We start from the raw sequence: 16395 nt of genomic DNA, 5'->3' as shown, positions 1-16395 counted from the left end.
TTCGGGTAGGTCCGGACGACGCCGATTGCCTCTAACGCCCGGGCGAGGTCCGACGTCGTCGTGAAGACCTAGCCGGCTCCGTTGATATCGGAGCTGTCGGACTCGTCCGAGGCAGCACCGGACTCCTCGGCAGTGTCGGAGGCCTCGTCGTCGTCCGAGGCGTCGTCGTCCGACGCGTCGTCATCGGGCGCCGAAGCGTCGTCCTCGTCCGCTTGGACGGACTCCTCGGAGACCTCTTCCACGCTTTCTTCCACCAAGGGCCTCTCATCTTCCGGCCGAACACGCTTGGCCCACGGAACCCATTCGGGCGCCAGGATGGAGTCCTCAGACGGAAGAAGTCCGAGTTCGTTGACGGTCACCACCTTGGACCGCGAATTGCGGGTGACCACCGCGTACCATTGCCAGCCGCCGTAACCGGCAAGCTTGGACTCGAACAAGTGGGTTACCACCCGGTCACCTTCTGACTTGGCGCCGATGTGCGCGCCAATTTCACCCGGCTTGGCTATGGTTTCCACGGCCTGGCGGGCGGTATCCACGGCCGCTGCGAGGAATGCGTCCGGCTTTCCCGTGCGCCATGAGGGCAAGCCCGTGCGCCTTCCGGCCTTCGCATCCTGTGCGGATTCGGGTGTCATGCGGGGTCCTAGGCTTCCAGCTCGTCGGCGACCTTGCGGAGCGCCATACCGATGGCCTTGGCTTTATTGCCCTCCGGGTACTTCCCTGCAGAAAGCGTGCCGGACAAGTTATCAAGAACCGTCACCAGATCCTGCACCAAGGGCGCGAGGTCCTTGGCTCCCATCCGCTTGGCCTTGGCAACGGACGGCGTCTTTTCAAGGACGCGCAGTCCCAATGCTTGGGCACCCCGACGGCCATCTGCGACGCCGAATTCGACCCGCGTTCCAGCCTTCAGTTCGGTGACGCCGGCAGGCAGCGATGTTTTGGGAAGGAATACTTCCTGCCCGTCTTCGGCCGCGAGGAACCCGAAGCCCTTTTCTTTGTCATACCATTTGACCTTGCCGGTAGGCACGTAATCAACCTTCTTCGTTCTTGCTCTGGGAGACACGCCGGGCCTACACCGCATCCGCAGGATTCTGCGGGATCGAGGGTGGCAGCCCGGTCCGTGTTGGTCTGTTCCTCCAAGGTTATCCTGCCGGACACGCTATTCCCGCTTTGCACGCCCGCGGCGGCTGTGGAGGGCTGCCTCCTCGTGCTAAGGCCCGCGTGCGAATGCTGCTGCTAGCGTTGGGATATGACTTCTCCGGGCCCTCGCCGCCCCCTCATGGTTTTGGCCGCGCTGGTAGCAGCGGTGTCCCTCGCCGCCGTCGGGGCTGTCATGGTTGTGGCGTTCGACGGCGGTGTGGCACCGGTGTGGGTCACGTCAACGGCGCTGTACGGACTGCCGCTGGCGTTCATACTCGCTGCCCTGGTGATGGTGGGTGCCATCCGGGAGCGCCGCCGCCAGTAGCGCGGCATGAACCTGCAATACCGGCGATAACAACCCCCAAGAAAGTCCGCGAACAACCAGCGGCGCTCCAGTGGCGGTAACGTTGGATTGATGTCCCTTATTCGCGCGCTCAGCAAGGAACTGGAAGCGCGCAGCGATGACTCGCTGCGGGCGTTGTTTGCTGCGCGACCGGACCTGATCTCCCCCATGGCACCGGATTTCGCCGCCCTGGCGGCGCGGGCCAGCGCACGTGTCAGTGTGCAACGGGCCTTGGAACGGCTGAATAAACCGGAAATGCAGGTCCTGGAAACACTGCACCTTTGCACCAATACCGATACGGGCCACAGCGTTTCAGCTGCCGGGCTGAAGAAAGTCATCGCCGGGTCCACGTTGACGGCCCTGGACCGCATCCTCGCCAAGCTGCAGGAGCTGGCCTTGGTTCACCGTGCGGATCCGCCCGCGGGCTCGCCGGCCGCGACAGCGCGGCAACGCTTCTACCTTCCCGTCGGAAGCCTTAAGGACGTTATCGGCATCTACCCGGCGGGGTTGGGTCGTAGTTATACGGAACTGGTCCGGCTCCAGCCCGCTTACGCCCAGCGCGTGGTCCAGCTCGTGGCCGAAGTCCACCGCAGCGGTGAAGACATACAAGCGGCAAGCACCCCCATGGACGCGGCGCTTGCCCTGCAACGCTGGACGGCAACGCCGGAGAAGGTGCACGCCATTCTGGCCACCGCACCCGAACGTACCCTGGCGTTATTGGAAAAGTTCGGCGATTGGGCCATGGGCGCGGTGCCCCAAGCGCAACGCCGGGCTTCCGTGACCCACGAAAATTCCGACGTCGGACCTATCGATTGGTTACTGGCGCGCAGTCTCTTGGTCCCCCTGGACGCTGGCCATGTGGAGTTGCCCCACAGCGTGGGGCTGGCTCTTCGCGGCGGCTACATCGTGGAGGACTTCACGCTCTCTCCGCCAGTGCCGGAGCTCGGCAGCACCAGCGCCTCCCTGCGCCGCAACGCTGCCATGGGCGCCATCGCCGAGACGTTGCGCTTGGCCGGGGAGTTGCTCTTCGGGGTCCGTGAGCAACCCTTGGCTACGCTTCGCAGCGGTGGGGTGGGCGTCCGTGAGCTACGCCGTTTGGCTGAATCGATCCGTTGCGGCGAACACCAGACCGACGTGCTGCTTGAGCTGTGCGCTTTGGCCGGACTCGTGCGCCTGGATGTGGACAGCTCGTCGTGGGTACAGCCACCGTCCTTGGAGTGGCTCGGCCTACCCCGGCAGGAGCAGTGGCTATGGCTTGTCAACGCGTGGTTGGCCAGTGAGCGCGCACCCTCATTGGTGGGGCAACGGCTCGCAGGTCCCACGTCTGCATCCCACCCAGGAGGGGCTTCGGCCACCATCAACGTGCTGTCCGCAGAGGCCCAGCGTCCCGATGCTCCGGTGGTCCGGCGGAGGATCTTGGAAATACTCAACGAACTCACGGCCGAAGCAGCCGCGCCGGACGGAAAGGCGCCTGTCCTGGACGCCCGCGCCGTGCTGCAGCGTGCCGAGTGGGCCCAGCCCCGGATGGCCCGCCGGTTCAGCTCGTTGGTCCGCGGGATCCTGGAAGAGGCGGAGATCCTGGGGCTGATGGGCTCGGGCGCGTTCACGCAGTTGGGCTCCGCGATCGCCGCCGGCCAACCTGAGCGCGCACTCGATATCCTCGGCGAACATCTGCCTGCTGCCGTCAACCACATCCTCTTGCAGGCAGACCTCACGGCCGTGGCACCCGGGTATCTGGCCCCCGAACTCAGCGAGACACTCCTGTTGATGGCCGACGCCGAAGGCCAGGGCCCGGCGTCGATCTACCGATTCTCCCCCACCACCATCCGCCGGGCGCTCGACGCCGGACAGGATGCGGACTCGCTGTTGGCGTTCCTCCGCGAACACTCCGCAACCCCGGTGCCGCAACCACTGGCGTACCTCGTGCAGGACACGGCGTCCAGGCACGGCCGCTTGCGGATCGGCACGAGTGCCAGCTTCATTCAAAGCGACGACGAAACAGCCATCATGGACCTGCTTCGCGAAGCCCGCACGTCCGCCCTGAGCCTGGTGCGTATCGCGCCCACTGTTTTGACCTCTTCGGCCAGCCCGCGCGAAACGGCGCGCGTGCTGCGTGAGCTGGGACTCTCCCCCGCCGTGCAAGAGGCCGAGCCCGCCGTCGTGCGTTTCAAGCGAACGGCGCCGAGTCCCGGCAGTGCCCGCCCCGTCTATACGGCTCCGCGCACAGCTCCCCCGGACGACGACGTCGAGGCGCAGTTGTCGGTTCTGCGGCGCCAACAGCCGGCTCCGGCTGACTCCACCGGTGAAACTGCCACGCAACTGGGACTGGAAACACTCCAAAAGGCCATCCGGCTTAAACAGGCTGTCACCATGAATGTGGTGGACAGCTTGGGGAATGCAAACACTGAAACCGTTGTTCCAGTGTCCGTGTCCGGTGGACGTGTGCGCGTATTCGATCCCGCCAAGGAAACAGAGCGTGTGCTGTCAATTCATCGGATTATCGATGTGGAACCCGCAGGAGAAGTGCATTCATGACGGCTGCCTTCGCCCAAGCCGTGCTAGTGAGGAATCAACCGTGACCGACGGTCCCCTGATCGTTCAAAGTGATAAGACCATCCTGCTCGAGGTAGATCATGAGCTGGCCACGGAGGCCCGGCATGCCATCGCCGCTTTCGCCGAACTTGAGCGGGCCCCTGAACATATGCACAGCTACCGTTTGACTCCCCTGGGGCTCTGGAACGCGAGGGCTGCCGGATTGGACGCCGAGCAGGTGCTGGACACGTTGCTGAAGTATTCGCGGTTTCCCGTGCCGCACTCGCTGTTGATCGATGTCGAAGAAACCATGTCGCGCTATGGTCGGCTCCGGCTCGAGAAAGACCCCCAGCACGGCCTGGTGATGCGCACCGACGATTACCCAGTTCTGGAAGAGGTCATCCGGGCCAAGAAGATCGCCCCGCTGCTCGGGCCCAGAATCGATGGCGAAACCGTGGTGGTCCATTCCTCCCAGCGCGGTCAGCTGAAGCAACTGCTGCTCAAGCTCGGCTGGCCGGCAGAAGACCTGGCTGGGTACGTCGATGGGCAGCCGCACCTGATCAGGCTAGACGAAAGCAACTGGCAGCTGCGCCCCTACCAGAAGGTGGCCACCGAGAATTTCTGGGCCGGCGGCAGCGGCGTGGTGGTACTTCCTTGCGGGGCTGGAAAGACACTCGTGGGCGCCGCAGCGATGGCAACATCCTCAACCACCACGCTCATTCTGGTGACCAACACGGTCTCGGCCCGGCAGTGGAAGGATGAGCTGCTCAAGCGGACCTCACTCACGGCGGATGAGATTGGCGAGTACTCCGGTGCCGTCAAAGAAGTACGGCCTGTCACCATTGCCACGTACCAAGTGCTTACCACCAAGCGCGGGGGCCTCTATCCGCATTTGGAACTCGTGGACGGCCACGACTGGGGGCTCATCATCTATGACGAGGTCCATCTGCTGCCCGCCCCGATCTTCCGCATGACAGCGGACCTCCAGGCCCGCCGTCGGCTGGGACTAACTGCAACCCTGGTGCGGGAGGATGGCCGTGAAGGCGAGGTTTTCAGCCTGATCGGCCCCAAGAGGTATGACGCCCCGTGGAAGGACATCGAGGCCCAAGGTTATATCGCGCCCGCGGACTGTGTGGAGGTACGGGTGGACCTCCCCAGGGACGAACGGGTGGCCTACGCCATGGCAGACGACGCGGACAAATACCGGCTCTGTGCTACCTCGGAAACCAAGACCGCCCTGGTGGAGGAACTCGTTGACGTGCACAAAGGCGAACAGCTCTTGGTGATCGGGCAGTACATCGACCAACTGGACGAGATCGCCGAGCGTTTGGGTGCCCCGCTTATCAAAGGCGAAACCACGGTCAAGGCACGCCAGAGCCTCTTTGACGCCTTTAGAAGGGGCGAAATCACCACGCTGGTGGTGTCCAAAGTGGCCAACTTTTCCATCGATCTGCCAGAAGCTTCGGTAGCCATCCAAGTCTCCGGTTCCTTCGGCTCACGCCAGGAAGAAGCGCAGCGGCTGGGTCGGCTGCTGCGTCCCAAAAAAGACGGCCGTGCCGCGCGTTTCTACTCGCTGGTGGCCCGGGACACCTTGGACCAGGACTTCGCTGCCAAACGCCAACGCTTCCTGGCTGAGCAAGGCTACGCGTACCGGATCATGGACGCCAAAGACGTTGGGAAGGGCATCGAGCAAGGGCAATAGCCGCGGCAATCCAAGCCCGGGGGTCTTGCGGTTAACCTCCAGCGACTTTACGATTCGAAGTGAAGCTTTCCGCCCTGAAGGGTTGCCCTTGGTCCAGGCAACTTGGCGGCCAGTCGTCGGCGGTGGGGGTAGCCCGTAGCCAGGGAGCCGACGGTTTAAGGGCCTGAAGTCCTGCGATAGTCCCACGAGCACTCCACCCTGCGTAACGCCCGGTGGTCCACGCTTGGATCTGTGATGTACGCGGGAACTATCCGTTGCTTGCTGTCATCAGTGTCTCTTTCCTGCTTTGGTGGCGGGCAGTTGTTGTCTGGCCCGTTGATCGGGCGACCAGCAACCTGCCTCGGACCGCCATCCGCGCGGCTTGGGCCGCGAGAGCCGGTGTTCCGTCATCGCTGAGGACCCGGAACACCGGCTCCAAACTTGATGCGTGCGCAGTTGCCAGGCAACCATGCAGCCGCTGCGCAGCCATTGCAGTTGCTAGGCAACCATCCTGCTGGTGGCCGTGACCTTGACGTGGTCCACGACAGCCCAGCAGTCGGCGTCGCGAAGTTGGGCACTGGCAAAGCGTTCCGCCGCGGCGAGGTCTTGGAAGTCTTCGCGGCGGACCCGGCCGGTATCGGTGTCCAGGTAAGTCACGTGGAACTCGACACCCTCGAGGTCTTGGAGCTGGTGGATGCTTACTGGAGCTGCTGAGTTTGCCATGTTTTAAGTGTGGAACCGGGCACTGACATTTTTAGCAGCATCCGTGGGCGTGTTCTGAATTTCAACGGACCGTGTTTCAGCATCTGAAGCAGGCGTTCAGCGGATCCGGAGCAGATACTGTCCCGAGACCGCCCGCACCGTGTCGCTGAGCGCCTCCAGGACCGGGGATGCCGTCTTCCACCGTTGCCAATACAGCGGCACGTCAAAGGGGCGGTCCGGAAAGAGTTCCGTCAGCCGACCCCTGGCAATATCCGGTGCGCATTGGGCCTCGGGGATCAAGCCCCAGCCAAGCCCCAAACGGATGGCGTCCGCGAAGTCCTGGGTTGCCGGAACATAGTGCCGCGGTCCCTTGCCCTCAGGAACCACACCCCCTGTCGCTTTGCCGAGTGCCTGCACATAGGCCCACTGGTATGTGTCTTTCCGATCGAAATCGACCGCCGGTGCTGCGTTGAGGACGTTGGCGTCCATCCCCTGCGGAAACTCGGAGAACCAGCGCTTGACAAAGGAGGGTCGCGCCACGGCCCCGTACCTCATGACCCCGAGGCTCTCCACGCGGCACCCTTGAACAGCCTCAGGTGTTGACGTAACCGCTGCCATGACCGTCCCGGAACGCAGCAGCGAGGTGGAATGCTGTTCGTCGTCGCGATGCAGATCAAAGGTGAGGTTGAGTTCGTCGGGGACCTGCGCCAGGGCCTTCAGAAACCAGACCGCCAAAGAGTCAGCGTTCACCACGATGGGGACAGCAACCTGCGCCCCGTCCAGGCTGAGTCCCAATTCCCGCCCGGCGTCCGCCTCGAGTTGGGCCACCTGCCTCGCCAAACGCAACACCACCTCGCCGGCTTCAGTGGCCTGGGCGGGGTTGCTTCTCTGCAGCAAAACCCTGCCGGCCGACTGCTCCAAGGCCTTCAGGCGCTGCGAAACCGCCGACGGCGTGATGTGCAGTACCCGCGCGGTAGCATCCAATGTGCCCTCCGAGAGGACCGTGGCGAACGTGAGCAACTGCTCGGAGGAGAAACTGGACATAAGGAGATCTTACGCTAACGAAGTTTCTTTAGCTGGTCTAATTTACCCCTCTATCAGTAGCTTGAATGAGTGACCTACCAAGACTTTCTCCACACCGCCGGCCTCGGCCTTGCCACGGGACTGGCCCTCATCGTTGCCATCGGCGCTCAGAACGCCTTCGTTCTACGGCAGGGAATCCGCGGGGAGCACATAATTCCGATTGTCGCGGTCTGCGCCCTGTCCGACGCCGTCCTCATCGCCGCAGGTGTATTGGGCATCGGCGCCCTCGTGACGGCGGCGCCTACCGCCGTCGTCGTGCTTCGCTTTGTTGGTGCAGCCTTCCTGGTGACCTACGGTGCCATGGCGGCCAAGCGTGCACTGACTCCGCAATCGCTCAGCGCGGACGCGGCTCCGGTGCCCGGGGAACCCAAGCGGGGCGCGATTACCCTCGTGACTACGATGCTGGCGCTGACGTGGCTTAATCCGCACGTGTACTTGGACATCGCCCTGATTGGTTCACTGGCCAGCGCACAAGGCGCCTCCCTGCAGTGGTGGTTCGGCGCCGGTGCCATGGCGGCAAGTGTCCTCTGGTTTTGCTCCCTGGGATTCGGAGCCCGCTTCCTGCGCGGCTTCTTCGCGCGCCCGCTGTCCTGGCGAATCCTTGACGGCACCATCGCCGTCACGATGGTGGCGTTGGGCCTCGGGCTAATACTCGGCCGGTGACGGCAGCGAATCCATATGGGTCCGCTCCACCAGCGGCACCAACGACGACGCGCAGTAAGCACACATGCGGTATCCAGAAAACTCCCAGAAACTGGGAGCATCATGGATGCATGAAAAAGAACGGTCCGGAAGCAAAGCTGCTTGTCGTCGATGACGAACCCAACATTCGCGAGCTGCTGTCCACGTCGCTGCGCTTTGCAGGCTTCGAGGTCGTTGCTGCGTCGAATGGTCGCGAGGCCCTGGCTGCCGCGGAACTCCACGCTCCGGACCTCGCGGTACTGGACGTGATGTTGCCGGACATGGACGGCTTCACCGTCACCCGGCGCCTTCGCGCGGCCGGCAAGCACTTCCCGGTCCTGTTCCTCACGGCAAAGGACGACACCGAGGATAAGGTCACCGGCCTCACGGTGGGCGGCGATGACTACGTCACCAAGCCCTTCAGCCTCGACGAAGTAGTTGCACGTATCAGGGCGGTCCTTCGGCGGACGCAGCCGCTTGAAGATGACGACGCCGTGATCCGGGTTGACGATCTTGAACTGGACGACGACGCCCACGAGGTCCGCCGCGGCGGGACGGTCATCGAGCTCTCGCCGACAGAGTTCAAGCTCCTGCGCTACCTGATGCTCAACCCCAACCGCGTCCTGTCCAAAGCCCAAATCCTCGACCACGTGTGGGAGTATGACTTCAACGGTGACGCGTCGATCGTCGAGTCCTACATCTCCTACCTACGGCGCAAAGTGGACATCGATCCTGACGCTGCCGCCCTCATCCAGACCAAACGCGGCGTCGGTTACGTGCTGCGGACGGCAGAGAAGCGCTGACCTTGCTGCAACGCTGGAAGTCGGCGTCCCTGAGGTCGCAGCTCGTGGCGATCATCATGGGTCTGCTGCTGTTGGCGCTGGCAGCCACCGGCGCTGGCACCTTGACCCTCGTCAAGAGCTATCTGCAAGGCCAGGTGGACGACAAGCTCAAGGCCGCGGTAGCGCTGGCCCAGGACCAGCAATCCTTCGACAAGCTGTCTGAGCCCAACACTGCGGTGCCCACCGATTATTCGCTGACCCTTTACGTACCCAACCTTGCCCCCTACCCGTTCGGCGGAAGCCAGAACGACCGGCCGGCGATCTCCAACATCACTCCGGCCGAAGCCAAGGATCGCGGCAATGTCCCCTTCCAGGTCAGGGGCACGGCCGGTACCAACTGGCGTGTAGTTGCCGTGGGAGTGGTCGCCAACGGGCAGAGCGGCGTTGTCATCATCGGACTCCCCCTTACCCCTGTGGACAAGGTCATGGAGCACGCCCTCCTAGTGGTGGTGGGCGTTGGTTTACTGACGCTGGTGCTGGCATTCTTCATCGCCACCTGGACGGTCGCGCGGTCTTTCCGGCCGCTGGCGCGGGTGGAGAAAACAGCGGCGGCCATTGCTGCGGGTGACCTATCCCGCCGCGTGGAATTCGACAACCCGCACACCGAGGTGGGCAGGCTGGGCAGGTCACTGAACACCATGCTCTCCCACATTGAGGCCTCGTTCGCCGCGCGGGCGGCGTCCGAGGGCCGCATGCGCCGGTTCGCCGCTGATGCCTCCCATGAGCTCCGCACTCCTTTGGTGACCATCCGTGGTTTCTCCGAGCTGTATCGCCATGGCGCCTTGTCCACCGAGGAAGACGTTGCCATGGCCATGGGGCGCATCGAGAGCGAAGCAAAACGGATGGGCTCCATGGTGGAGGACCTGCTGCTCTTGGCCAGGTTGGATGAGCAACGCCCCTTGCAGCTCAAACCTGTGGACCTGCAACTCCTTGCCCACGACGCCGTAGTCGACACCAAGGCCTCCTGCGGCGACCGCTCCATCACGCTGCAGGGACTTGCCGGCGCTGCACCAACCCCCGCCCCCGTGCAGGGCGACGAGGCAAAGCTCCGACAGGTCATAGGCAACCTCGTTGGAAATGCCCTGCGGTACACGCCGGAGGGAAGTCCCATAGAACTTGCTGTCGGAGTTCAGCACACTCCAAACGGCGCGGAATCGGTCATCGAGATCAGGGACCACGGCCCCGGCATTCCGGAAGATGAAACCAACAAGATCTTCGAGCGCTTCTATCGGGCGGACACGTCCCGCACCCGGGAAACCGGTGGCAGCGGGCTCGGATTGGCAATCGTTGCCGCGATCGTCGGGTCACACGGCGGCTCCGTCCGGGTCAAAGAGACCGACGGCGGCGGTGCCACCATGGTGGTCAGCCTCCCCTTCCACGAAGCGCCCGCCGAGCTTTTGTCCACGTAGCTGTACCCCGGCCGTTATCCACATAGAGGCGATGGCTGGTACTGCCCAGGGCGCCGGCTACCTAGGCTGATTGATGTGGCCACGCAACCCGCCGCATCTAGCGGAACATCTTCGTCGAAAGGCATCCCCTATGAGCGTCATCTCCGTCGATACCGAGCTGCTCCAGCTCAAGTCCGCCAACGTCAAGGCAACAGTGGACAGAGTCAGTACCGACGTCCAAGCCATGAGGCGGGGTTTGGAGGAACTCCAGGCCACCTGGAAGGGTTCCGCCGCTACCAATTTCCAGGCCCTCCTCGTGGAGTGGTCCCTGACCCAGAGCAAGGTGGAAGCCTCGCTCGCGTCCATTGACGCGGCGCTGTCCTCAGCTGCTACCAGTTACCTTGAGGTGGAACAGGGCAACACCCAGCGCTTCGCTTTCTAGCTTTTCCTCCCACGGCCATCGGCCGAGATGACTCCTGCGGGGCCCCTCTCTTCCCCCTTGAAGGCGGGCCTCGCAGGTCTTAATTGGTCTGGTCCGGGCGGCTGGTCGGCCCGCTAGCGTGTTCCGCTACTGTTCACTTGTCCCTTGATGGAACCTCAGCCGCCATTGGCCCCGGTCCAGCATCCACACGGAACTGCGTAAGGCAGCACCCGCAGGTGCCAGACTGCGATAGTTCAGGAGTATGGTGTCCTCGTTCAGGCGATCTGCGCTCAGGAGCTCTAGCTCAGTGGGTTCACCGGGATCTTCCTCCAGGGCCATCATCATGGCATCCCGGGTCCAAAATCGCCCCGAGCTTCCGATCTCGGCAAAGTCCGGGTGGAGCAGAACGCCAATCCGGCCGATGTCCGCCCGCACCTCCGGCCTGAGCATCTCGCGTTCCAACGCCAAGACCGTGTCTTCGGCCGACAGCGGCACCACCGAAGTTTGTTCGTCGAGCTCGCTGAACAGGTCAGGCTGGCCAAAGATTCCGGACTCCCCGAAAAGGGTCGGCTCCGAATGCGGCCAGGATGTCCGTCCTGTCCGGGACTGCTGGTCACCAGCGGGGGCTTGCTGGCGGGTGCCCTGGGCTAACGAGGCCAGGGCCTGGGGCTGCGCCTCTTGGGGCCGTGCTTCTTGGGGCTGCGCGCCATGGCTCTGCAGCCCGGCAGGACGGCCCCCAAGCTCGCCACGCACCCCAGCCGAAGCTCCCGGGAAGCCCGGCCCGCTGCGGGGAGCTACGCCCTGCTGATAAGCAACGGCCACCGCGCGTGCACGCTCGTCCGCCGCTTCATTGAGGTCATGCCCGGCATGCCCCTTTACCCATTCAAAGGTGTACTTGCGTCCGGTGATGGCTTGATCGATGTCCTTGAGCAGATCCACGTTCAGGACAGCCTTGCCGTCTGCCTTCCGCCATCCCTTCCGCTTCCAACCCGGCATCCACTTGGTGATGCAGTTGATGACGTACTGGCTATCGCACAGGATCAGCAAATCTTGCTCGGGAACATGCGCCGTGGACCGGAACAAGTCCAGGACAGCCATCAATTCGCCTTGGTTGTTGGTCCCATGTGGCCATCCCCCTGCCCGCCAACAGGAATCGTCAACATACCAGGCCCAACCGGCCGGCCCAGGATTACCGAGGGCGGACCCGTCGGCGGCAGCAATAATCGTCATGCACTTAATCCTGCCAGACCTTACTGACACTAAAACGCGCAGCTCAAAGAGCGCATATAAGTACTCGGGCACAGCAAAACGGCGGCCCCCAACCAAATGGTGGGGACCGCCGTCGTGATGCTCTTAGTGCAAAGAGCGGGAGGGCTTAGAAGCCGCCCATGCCGCCCATGTCGTCGCCGCCGGCAGCCGGGGCGTTCTTTTCGGGCTTGTCAGCAACCACTGCCTCGGTGGTCAGGAACAGACCAGCGATGGAAGCGGCGTTCTGGAGAGCCGAGCGGGTGACCTTTACGGGGTCGTTGACGCCGGCAGCCAGAAGGTCTTCGTAGACGCCCGTGGCAGCGTTCAGGCCGTGACCGGAGGGCAGGCCGCGAACCTTGTCCGCTACAACGCCCGGCTCGAGGCCAGCGTTGAAAGCGATCTGCTTGAGCGGAGCGTCGATGGCAACCTTGACGATGTTGGCACCGGTTGCCTCGTCACCTTCGAGGTTGAGGTTGGCGAATGCCTTGGCGCCAGCCTGGATGAGGGCCACGCCACCACCGGCAACGATGCCTTCTTCAACGGCAGCCTTTGCGTTGCGGACAGCGTCCTCAATGCGGTGCTTGCGTTCCTTCAGCTCTACTTCGGTAGCCGCGCCGGCCTTGATGACTGCAACGCCGCCGGCCAGCTTGGCCAAGCGTTCCTGCAGCTTCTCGCGGTCGTAGTCGGAATCGGAGTTCTCGATCTCGGCGCGGATCTGGGCCACGCGGCCAGCGATCTGCTCGGCGTCGCCAGCACCTTCAACGATGGTGGTCTCGTCCTTGGTGACAACGACCTTGCGGGCGGTGCCGAGGAGTTCGAGGCCGGCGTTCTCAAGCTTGAGGCCAACTTCTTCGGAGATGACCTGGCCACCGGTGAGGATGGCGATGTCGGCGAGCTGTGCCTTGCGGCGGTCACCGAAGCCCGGAGCCTTGACGGCAACGGACTTGAAGGTGCCACGGATCTTGTTGACGATCAGGGTGGCCAAGGCCTCGCCCTCGATGTCTTCAGCGATGATCAGCAGCGGCTTGTTCGACTGCATGACCTTCTCCAGGACTGCAACGAGTTCCTTCACGTTGGAGATCTTGGAGTTCACGATCAGGATGTACGGGTCTTCGAGGACCGTTTCCTGGCGCTCAGCGTCGGTGACGAAGTATGCGGAGATGTAACCCTTGTCGAAGCGCATGCCCTCGGTGAGCTCAAGCTCCAAGCCGAAGGTGTTGGATTCCTCGACCGTGATGACGCCTTCCTTGCCCACCTTGTCCAGGGCCTCGGCGATCAGTGCGCCGATTTCCGGGTCGCCGGCGGAGATGGAAGCCGTGGCTGCGATCTCTTCCTTGGTTTCGATTTCCTTGGCCGAGGACAGCAGTTCATTGATGACTGCTTCAACAGCCTTCTCGATGCCGCGCTTGAGGGACAGCGGGTCAGCGCCGGCCGCTACGTTGCGCAGGCCTTCCTTGACCAGTGCCTGGGCAAGAACCGTTGCGGTGGTGGTTCCGTCGCCAGCGACGTCATCCGTCTTCTTGGCAACTTCCTTGACCAGTTCCGCACCGATCTTCTCGTAAGGATCGTCCAGCTCGATCTCCTTGGCGATGGAAACACCATCGTTGGTGATCGTGGGGGCGCCCCACTTCTTTTCGAGGACGACGTTGCGTCCACGCGGACCGAGGGTGACCTTGACGGCGTCTGCGAGGATGTTCAAACCCCGCTCGAGGCCGCGGCGTGCCTCTTCATCAAATGCAATGATCTTGGCCATAACGGCGGTAGTCCTTTCGGGACAGTCGTTAAGAAGGTACCTGTCTGATGGAGTGCCCGCGACGGACGGCCTTTCGCTTGCGGCCTCTGTATGCCGCGCGCTCCGGACCTCACCCCACCAAAAGGTGTTTCTTGATCCCCCGCCGGTTCGCTAGCTTTTGGGCCGGATTAACCGGGCCGCACTTAGCAGTCGAACCGTTGGAGTGCTAACTCAATAATTAGCACTCACCCGGGGAGAGTGCAAGCAGCGGCTCCATGCTGCGCTATAAACGAAAAGGTTCCAGCCGGCGTCGGCAGCCAGTGTCCGTGGCTCAGGCGACGCGTACACTCTCGGCTTGGGGGCCCTTCTGCCCCTCGCCCAATTCAAACTCAACCCTCTGGCCCTCCTCAAGGGCCCGGAATCCGTCCATTTGAAGGGCGGACCAGTGTACAAAAATGTCGTCGCCGGAATCATCCACAGTGATGAAGCCGTAACCCTTTTCGGCGTTGAACCATTTGACGGTTCCCAAAGCCATGATGCCCACTTTCACAGTAGCCAAAGTCCGGTAGCCGGGATCTCCGGGCCGGAGTTAATCCACTGTAACCACTGTGGTCGCAACGCGGTGCCGCGCTGGCGAAGTGCATCGCTTTTGTTATTGAGGCTTAACCGGGATGGTGCCGTGTTTTCCTGGTGACTCGGCGTTTATTGGTGACCCGGCGTTTATTGGTAACCCGGACCTGCGACCACAACGAGCGGCTGCTGGACGTCAGGGGCCTCGACTACTTGCTGGATCCCGAGAAGGGTACCCAACGCTTCGGCATTAGCCTTCTGGGCGGGCGCGTTATAGAAGATGACGGAAGATTTCTGTGGCAGGCCGCCCCAGTTGCCCACCGTACCCAAGGTCCAGCCGCCGCCTTGGACCAAGCCGGCGACCTTGGAGGCCAAACCGGCCGTGCCGGCACCGTTGTAGACAGCCACCGGGGTGGACTTGTCCACGGGAGCCGCCGTCGGGGTCGCCGAGGGAGTTTCCGACGGCGTCGCGCTGGGCGCCGGGGACGCAGCCGGGGCGCTGCTCGATGCGCTAGGGGCCGCTGACGGCGGCGCGCTGCTCTGGCGGGGTGCCGACGTCGAAGCACTAGGCGCTGCGCTCGGTGCCACAAACCCAAGGCGCGGAAGGATCAAGAACGCCACCAAGCCAAGCACCAAGGCCACTGCCCCGACGGTGAGGACCGGCCACAAAGCGGGCCGGGACGTTGCTTGGGCGTCGCGGTGGACGCCTTGCCGGGAGCTGTTCTCTGGGACCTGGTCGAACTCGTCCCTGGCATATTTGGTCATGGTGAAGCGTTGTCCTTGCTGGTTGCTGCTGACAGATCAGCCGGGCGTTTTACGCGTCGGACCCCAAGCGGCGCGCAGTCCGCGCGCGCTGGCGGGACGTACGTAGTCTACGCAATCTCTTGACCAGCATGGGATCGTGGGCCAACGCATCTTCGGTATCGATCAACGCATTCAGGATCTGGTAGTAGTGCGTTGCCGAGAGATCGAAGAGCTCACGAATGGCTTGTTCCTTGGCGCCGGAGTACTTCCACCATTGCCTTTCCAGGGACAACATCCGCTGATCGCGCTCACTGAGCGGGGAATCGGGGCGGGTATTTCCGACAAAGTCCGCACGGTCAAAGTGGGTGGCTTGCTGCGCCATCGGATCCGGTGCTGGTTCTGCCATGGCAGGCTCCTTCGACGCTCAGATGGGAAAAGACCTACCCCCATGGTAGGGGCGAATAACAACGCTGTCATTCGCATGGGCGCCGGACGCAGGGGACAATGGCGTGGTGACTGGCGAGGATGCTCTCTTTGATCTTGAACCGGCGGCGGTGCCGGACGTTGGCTTTGCCGAACTGGCGGGCAGGCCGTTGGACGAGCTGATGGCGCCCGACTGGGCGGCTGCCTTGTCTCCCTTGGAAGGACAGTTCCGCGACGTTTTGGCTTTCGTGGCGCGCCAGGCCGACGCCGGCATCCAGGTGCTGCCGTCCGCGGACAACCTCCTGCGGGCGTTCCGGCGCCCCCTTGCCGACGTCAAGGTACTGATACTCGGCCAGGATCCGTACCCGACACCGGGACACGCCGTCGGACTTTCCTTTGCCGTGGCCAGGCAGACCCGGCCCATCCCGCGAAGCCTGGCGAACATCTACCGCGAGCTCCACGATGACCTTGGCCTGCCGCCCCGCGTCCACGGAGACCTCAGCGCTTGGTCCGATCAAGGTGTCCTGCTCCTGAACAGGGTCCTCAGTGTCTCCGCGGGAGCTGCCGGCTCGCACCGCGGGAAAGGCTGGGAGGCTATCACGACGGCGGCGGTCACGGCGGTGGCGGAACGCACCGACGGCTTGGGCCGGCAGAGCCCGCTGGTGGCGATCCTGTGGGGAAAGGACGCGTTGTCTGTCGAACCCCTGCTGGCAGGTGCCCCGTCCATCTCGTCTCCCCATCCCAGTCCGCTCTCGGCCTCTCGCGGGTTCTTCGGTTCCAAGCCCTTCAGCCAGGCCAATGAGTTGCTGCGCGAGCAGGGCGCCGCCCCGATTGACTGGGAACTTCCGGTCATCTGACCGGCCCGTGA

At 63.3% G+C, this 16395-nt stretch carries 17 protein-coding genes; 8 read left to right on the top strand and 9 right to left on the bottom strand.

The genetic code is table 11. The annotated features are described in order from the left end of the window. Positions 1–68: 68 nt before the first annotated feature. Both QRN42_RS00410 and QRN42_RS00405 read right to left on the bottom strand, forming a co-directional pair. Complete coding sequence (locus QRN42_RS00410) at positions 69–632, bottom strand: DUF3027 domain-containing protein (RefSeq protein ID WP_284977506.1); 564 nt, start codon at positions 630–632, stop codon at positions 69–71. Between the two features lie 8 nt (positions 633–640). Further along, on the bottom strand, positions 641–1024 hold the full coding sequence (locus QRN42_RS00405; protein ID WP_284974169.1) for a cold-shock protein: 384 nt from the start codon (positions 1022–1024) through the stop codon (positions 641–643). A 222-nt stretch (positions 1025–1246) separates the two neighbouring features. Between QRN42_RS00405 and QRN42_RS00400 the strand changes: the two genes are divergently transcribed. The 3 genes from QRN42_RS00400 (at position 1247) to QRN42_RS00390 (ending at position 5714) form a co-directional block, all read left to right on the top strand. Beyond that, positions 1247–1462, top strand: a complete 216-nt coding sequence (locus QRN42_RS00400; RefSeq protein WP_284977505.1) for a hypothetical protein — start codon at positions 1247–1249, stop codon at positions 1460–1462. A gap of 90 nt (positions 1463–1552) precedes the next feature. Continuing rightward, entirely contained in the window at positions 1553–4015 is a 2463-nt protein-coding gene (locus QRN42_RS00395) for a helicase-associated domain-containing protein (protein ID WP_284977504.1), read from the top strand. 40 nt (positions 4016–4055) lie between these two features. After that, on the top strand, positions 4056–5714 hold the full coding sequence (locus tag QRN42_RS00390) for a DNA repair helicase XPB (RefSeq protein ID WP_284977503.1): 1659 nt from the start codon (positions 4056–4058) through the stop codon (positions 5712–5714). A gap of 477 nt (positions 5715–6191) precedes the next feature. Here QRN42_RS00390 and QRN42_RS00385 read toward each other — a convergent pair whose 3' ends face one another. Both QRN42_RS00385 and QRN42_RS00380 read right to left on the bottom strand, forming a co-directional pair. Next, positions 6192–6416, bottom strand: coding sequence for a hypothetical protein (locus QRN42_RS00385; protein WP_284977502.1), 225 nt, complete (start codon positions 6414–6416; stop codon positions 6192–6194). Positions 6417–6512: 96 nt separating this feature from the next. After that, positions 6513–7439, bottom strand: coding sequence for a LysR family transcriptional regulator ArgP (locus tag QRN42_RS00380; protein ID WP_284977501.1), 927 nt, complete (start codon positions 7437–7439; stop codon positions 6513–6515). 69 nt (positions 7440–7508) lie between these two features. Between QRN42_RS00380 and QRN42_RS00375 the strand changes: the two genes are divergently transcribed. From QRN42_RS00375 to QRN42_RS00360, 4 genes are all read left to right on the top strand, one after another. After that, positions 7509–8141: a LysE/ArgO family amino acid transporter gene (locus tag QRN42_RS00375; protein WP_284977500.1), complete on the top strand. Its 633-nt coding sequence runs from the start codon at positions 7509–7511 to the stop codon at positions 8139–8141. A gap of 110 nt (positions 8142–8251) precedes the next feature. Further along, positions 8252–8962, top strand: a complete 711-nt coding sequence (locus tag QRN42_RS00370; protein ID WP_284974162.1) for a response regulator transcription factor — start codon at positions 8252–8254, stop codon at positions 8960–8962. Between the two features lie 2 nt (positions 8963–8964). Beyond that, positions 8965–10410, top strand: a complete 1446-nt coding sequence (locus tag QRN42_RS00365) for a sensor histidine kinase (protein WP_284977499.1) — start codon at positions 8965–8967, stop codon at positions 10408–10410. A 130-nt stretch (positions 10411–10540) separates the two neighbouring features. Continuing rightward, positions 10541–10831 carry a WXG100 family type VII secretion target gene (locus tag QRN42_RS00360; RefSeq protein ID WP_284974160.1) on the top strand — a complete coding sequence of 97 codons (291 nt, stop codon included), beginning with the start codon at positions 10541–10543 and terminating at the stop codon, positions 10829–10831. A 126-nt stretch (positions 10832–10957) separates the two neighbouring features. Here the strand turns inward: QRN42_RS00360 and QRN42_RS00355 are convergent, their stop codons facing one another. From QRN42_RS00355 to QRN42_RS00335, 5 genes are all read right to left on the bottom strand, one after another. Beyond that, positions 10958–12040 (bottom strand): RNase H family protein, encoded by a 1083-nt coding sequence (locus tag QRN42_RS00355; protein ID WP_284977498.1) that lies wholly within the window; start codon positions 12038–12040, stop codon positions 10958–10960. Positions 12041–12185: 145 nt separating this feature from the next. Further along, positions 12186–13811, bottom strand: coding sequence for a chaperonin GroEL (gene groL / locus QRN42_RS00350; protein WP_284977497.1), 1626 nt, complete (start codon positions 13809–13811; stop codon positions 12186–12188). Positions 13812–14121: 310 nt separating this feature from the next. Beyond that, complete coding sequence (locus tag QRN42_RS00345; RefSeq protein WP_284974157.1) at positions 14122–14325, bottom strand: cold-shock protein; 204 nt, start codon at positions 14323–14325, stop codon at positions 14122–14124. A gap of 185 nt (positions 14326–14510) precedes the next feature. After that, the gene (locus tag QRN42_RS00340) at positions 14511–15125 is read right to left on the bottom strand and encodes a LytR C-terminal domain-containing protein (protein WP_284977496.1); all 615 of its coding nucleotides are present in this window, start codon (positions 15123–15125) and stop codon (positions 14511–14513) included. A gap of 49 nt (positions 15126–15174) precedes the next feature. After that, positions 15175–15486 carry a DUF3263 domain-containing protein gene (locus QRN42_RS00335; RefSeq protein ID WP_502869470.1) on the bottom strand — a complete coding sequence of 104 codons (312 nt, stop codon included), beginning with the start codon at positions 15484–15486 and terminating at the stop codon, positions 15175–15177. Between the two features lie 127 nt (positions 15487–15613). Here QRN42_RS00335 and QRN42_RS00330 point away from each other — a divergent pair, with 127 nt between their 5' ends. Further along, positions 15614–16384, top strand: a complete 771-nt coding sequence (locus QRN42_RS00330) for a uracil-DNA glycosylase (RefSeq protein ID WP_284977494.1) — start codon at positions 15614–15616, stop codon at positions 16382–16384. Positions 16385–16395 lie beyond the last annotated feature (11 nt).

This window comes from Arthrobacter sp. fls2-241-R2A-200, from assembly GCF_030209745.1.
In the GTDB taxonomy this organism is placed as follows: Bacteria; Actinomycetota; Actinomycetes; order Actinomycetales; family Micrococcaceae; genus Arthrobacter.
The sequence above is the reverse complement of the archived record's forward strand: the minus strand, read 5'-3'. Positions and strand labels throughout refer to the sequence as shown.